At 65.1% G+C, this 4776-nt stretch carries 3 protein-coding genes; 2 read left to right on the top strand and 1 reads right to left on the bottom strand.

The features are described from left to right. The coding region (locus EWH12_RS21470; RefSeq protein WP_242496171.1) for a Tn3 family transposase at positions 1-2626 on the bottom strand (2626 nt) is incomplete at its 3' end. Positions 2627-2755: 129 nt separating this feature from the next. Here EWH12_RS21470 and EWH12_RS21465 point away from each other — a divergent pair. Continuing rightward, a complete protein-coding gene (locus tag EWH12_RS21465; RefSeq protein WP_099185149.1) occupies positions 2756-3361 on the top strand; it encodes a recombinase family protein in 606 nt (201 codons plus the stop codon). Then, positions 3358-4716 carry a DUF7986 domain-containing protein gene (locus EWH12_RS21460; RefSeq protein WP_070936371.1) on the top strand — a complete coding sequence of 453 codons (1359 nt, stop codon included), beginning with the start codon at positions 3358-3360 and terminating at the stop codon, positions 4714-4716. Before EWH12_RS21465 ends, EWH12_RS21460 begins: the two co-directional genes overlap by 4 nt. The last annotated feature ends 60 nt before the right edge of the window (positions 4717-4776 follow it).

Genomic DNA, 4776 nt, shown 5'->3' with positions numbered 1-4776 from the left:
CCTTGTTGAGTTCGGCGGTGACCGTCCGGCGCAGATCGGTGTCGTCGAACCAGCGCAGCGTGAACAGTGTGCGCTCGATCCGTCCGACCTCCCGAAGTGCCGCAGCAAGACTGTTTTGTTGACGATAGGCGGACAGCTTCTTCAAAATCAGCGACGGTGTGACAGTGCGGTCGCGCATCGCCGCGATGACCTCCGCAATTTCGGCCCAATGGCTGACGATCAGGTCCCGACCGAGGCGGCGCCCGAACAGCGGTGCGAGCCGACCATAGCGCCGCGCGGGCTCGAAACCATAGAGTTGTCGATCCGACAGGCGCGGAATGCGCGGCTCGAAATCGAGGCCGAGCAAATGCATGACGGCGAACACGATATCGGAGACGCCGCCACCATCGGTGTGGAGGGCGGTGATGTCCGCGCTGCTTTCGTGGCCGAGGATGCCGTCGAGTGCGTGGATCGCCTCGCCCGCCGTCCCGGCGATGACCGTCTGATGAAGCGGTGCGTATCGATCGGTGATGGTGGTGTAGATCTTGACCACGGGGTCGCGACCGTAATGTGCGTTGACCGTTCCTCCGGCTTCGCCGGCACCGCCGAGATAATAAGCCTGCCCATCGGCCGATGCGCGATGCCCCGAACCAAACCAGGCGGCGAGCGGTTCGGCATGGATAGCGTCGGTCAGGCTGGCGAGCGCGGCGCGAAACGTTTCCTCGCGCATATGCCACGTCTGCATACGCAACAGTGCGCGACGCGAGGCGACACCGCAAACTTCGGCCATGCGCGACAGACCAAGGTTGGTCGCCTCCGCGATCAAGGTGGCAAGAAAGGCGCGTTCGTCGGCGGGAGGCAGACCGGTCGAGACATGGCCGAAATGCTGGATGAAGCCGGTCCATCGTTGAACCTGCGACAGCACATCCGTGATACGGGTGGCAGGCACCATGCCGTAGCAGGTGAGCGCAAGTTGCCGCCCTTCATCCTGACCAGGGTCTTCTTTGGGGTCTTTCGGAAACCGCAGCCGCTCGCCGGCAAAAAGGGGGGGATCGCGTTTGTCCAGATCGCGGGCGACCTCGCGCAGGGCGCTATCAAGCCTTGCCGCCCTCTCGTCGAGCCAGGCGTGCGGATCGCCGAGCGAGAAAGCGGGCTTCGGTACGGGGCTGGCCGGTGGGGCAAGCAGCACACTGAGCGCGCGATGGACGCGCGCGGTCGGCACCCAGATACCACCGGATGCCAAAGCATTGGAAAGCGCGCTGTAAGTCGCCATCTCCCAATGGGTGCGATCGATCCCGCCTGCGGTCATGACATGCCGACGCCAGCGGTGCTCGACATGGCCAAGCGGCACGTCATCGGGCAACGCCCTGCGCCAGTCTCCGTCGAGATCGGCGAGGATCGCCATCGCATCGCGCAACGGCTGCATTCCGGCCCGGCCCTGGAAATCAAAAGCGCGCACGAACGACGGCCCCATCCGCTTGAAGGCGCGATATTCCGCCGCGATCTCGTCCAGAACCTCGTTCCGGTGCGGTGAGGCGGTACGTCGGATGATAGCGGCGTCGGCGTCGATGATGTCGAGGGATGCCACGGCATCGACCGCCGCGGCGACATCGCCGCCAGCCCGGGCCGCCTGGCTGATCGCTTCCAGAACCCTGGCGATGCGTAACATCCGTTCGCGGCCCTCGCGGCCGGAAACGGCCACGCGCTGTTCGAGCCGTTTGCGGGCGCGCAGATGGGCCCGCCCCACGAGCGCAATGAACATATCGATCGCCGCATCGGTCAGTGTCGCCTCCAGCTCGCGCAGCGTCGCGAGCAGCACGACCCGCCTGCGGGCCGGGCGCATTTGCTGGAAAGCCTGTGCCGTGTAGCGCACACCCTCCCGGGCGAATTGCCCCAGGCGCGGTTCGTGGCGAACATCAGGGGAGAAAGCCGATATGCCCGTCCCACGAATCAGCGTGATCTTTTCGACGATTTCCAAAAGCGAAGCGGATGCGACACGCGGTTCTGGCTCGCGCAGCCAGGACAGACGGCTCTGCCGGTCATGCACCTTGTCATCGATCAGCGCGTCGAGTTGCTGACGCATCTCATGGCCAAGGCCGCCATCGATCGCGGCCACGAGATCCGTTTCCGCCTGATGTATCGCCTCGGCCGCCATGCGCTCCACGACGCTGACACCCGGGATCACGATCCGACGCGCGCGCATCTCATCCAGAAGCCGGCCGAGCAGCGCGCGTCCGTCGATGATGCTCGCCGCCTCGTTTGTCAGCCATGTCCGCAATTCCACGCGGTGCGGGCGGCTCAGATCGCTGAAGCCGAAGCGCGTCTTGATCGCGGCGAGCTGATCGTAGCGCGTGGGCGTGCGTCTGGCGAAATCAGCTATGACCTTTGCATCCACCCCGACCTGCTCGGCAATATGGTCGAGCATGACCGCAGGCAGCAGTTCCCCGTGGCGCAGATGCCGGCCCGGGTAGCGCAGGCAACAAAGCTGCAGGGCGTAGCCGAGTCGGGTGGCGGGCGTGCGCGCGGTGTCGATCGCGGTCATGTCCTCACCTGACAGACTATAGTGCTTCACGATCGCCGCCTCGTCGTCGGGCAACATCAGCAGGGCAGCGCGCTGCCGCGTCGTCATCGGAATCCGTCCGGGCATCTTTGAACCTCCAAAAACCACTTGCCTTTCGGCATGATTCTGAAAGAGGATTGTGAAAGACAAGAGGCCGCAGGAATCCGTTCATGCCGCACTGGCCTCCGGATACGGCCGTTTGTGAAAGAGACGCAGATGACGCGCGAACCCTATCTGATCGGCTATGCCCGCGTATCGAAGGGCGACGACCAGTCGAACGCCGCGCAGCGGCGCGCGCTCGATGCCGCCGGCTGCAAGCGGATGTTCGAGGAGACCGCCAGCGGTGGGCGGTGGGACCGACCCAAGCTTCTGGAGATGATCGGCCAGTTGCGCGAGGGAGATGTCGTCGTCGTCTGGAAGCTCGACCGACTGTCGCGCAGCTTGAAGGACATGCTGCACATCATGGAGCGGATCGAGCACGCGGGAGCGGGCTTTCGTTCGCTGACCGAGGCGATCGACACCACCACCGCGGCAGGGCGGATGATGATGCAGATGGTGGGAAGCTTCGCCGAGTTTGAGCGGGCCATGATCCGCGAGCGTACCAGCGCCGGCCTTGCCCAGGCTCGCGCAGAAGGACGGATCGGCGGGCGTCGGCCCAAGCTCGGCGACAAGCAGCGCCGCGAAATCGCCGAGTCCGTCACGTCCGGCCGCAAGTCCGGTGCCGAGATGGCGCGGCTCTACGGCGTCAGCGAACCCACCGTCTCGCGCATCGTCGCCGCGCACCGCCAGCAATTCAGTCAGCAGCAGAGGGAACAGGCATGAAGCGTGGTCACGATCTGTCCGGCGTCATGAAGTTCGCCACCTCGCCGGCCTGGGGCGAGCATCTGGGCGAGGCGCTCGGCGATCATCTCGGGCTGGCGATGGAGGAGTTCGACTTCGAAGCGGACGAGCTGGCGGACATCGTCGGCGATCATTGGGCCGGCGTGTTGTGGGGATGCGCGTTCGAGGATCTGCTCACGCGCACCATCGAACCCGGGGACCGGAACATCGTTGATGACTATATTCGGCGCCGGGGCTGGAACGAGAGCGGCCCGACCAAAATCTACCTGCGTGCCCTCCGATCGTCGGTGATGAGCCTCCACGAGGTGAGCGAGGTCGAGCCCGGGAGCGGCTTCCTTGTGCGTGACCTGATCCAGGGCAGCGAGCCGCTTCGAGTATCCGAGCGCAGCGCCTCGCAGACGCTGAAGCAATGGGACAGGATCGGTGCCCGCGTCGTGCAGGTCGGAGGCAAGCACCTCCTGTCGGGGGGCGTGCTGTCGTTCACTATGGAGGCGGCCGAGGCGATCGTCGCCGATCTACGGCGCTCGAAGGGCAAGCGCAGCCCGCAAACCGCGTTGAACCTAGACGCCGACGATCTGGCTGCACTTCCGGCCCTCATCAGCACGGCATGGCTGTTCGATGTCGTTCCCAGGACCATGGGACCGGCGTCCATCCCCACGCTGCACAACAGTGATGGCGAGGAGGTGATGTTCCACCGCGTGCGCTTTCCCTTCGCACGCGGCGTGACCCAGGCGCTGGTCGGCGAGCGGCTTGATACTCTCCCTGCGCTTCAGCGGGAAACCACGCACTTTTGGAACTGGCTGGGCGAGAAACCGAACGGAAAAGCGAAAAGCACCGGGCGCATGGCGTGGGGTGTGACGATGGCGGACGGCACCCCGGTGCTCGGCAATGTCGAATTGAAAGGCCGCGCCCTGATGCTCGCCGTCACCTCGGCCGAGCGAGCGAAACGCGGCACCGCGCTTATCAACGATGCGCTCGCCGGGTTGGTCGGCTCGCCGCTGACCACGATTGAGACGGTCGAACAGGCCATGGCGGCGCGGGCCGAGGGGCTGACATCATCCGCACCGGCACCCGCCATTGCGCCAGAGGTTGCAACCCCGCTCATCCATGCCATGCTCGACCGTCAGTACCGCGCGACGCTCGATGAACCCGTCGGCATGCTCGGCGACATCACCCCGCGCGCAGCCGTTCAAACTGCCGCAGGCCGGCACCGAGTAGCCGGGTGGCTCAAGCATCTCGAAAACCGCAGCAGCCAACTCGACGCGAACGACCCGATGGCCACCTACGACTTCACTTGGATATGGCGCGAACTTGGCATCGAGAACCTGCGCAAATAGTTCGCTACCCCTGACGTCGATGCCTACCGTGAATCCGTGTCCCTACAATGCACAGAGGCC

Origin of the sequence: Sphingobium cupriresistens (assembly GCF_004152865.1) — a bacterium.
Classification (GTDB): Bacteria; Pseudomonadota; Alphaproteobacteria; order Sphingomonadales; family Sphingomonadaceae; genus Sphingobium; species Sphingobium cupriresistens.
This window is presented reverse-complemented; position numbering and strand designations above follow the sequence as displayed.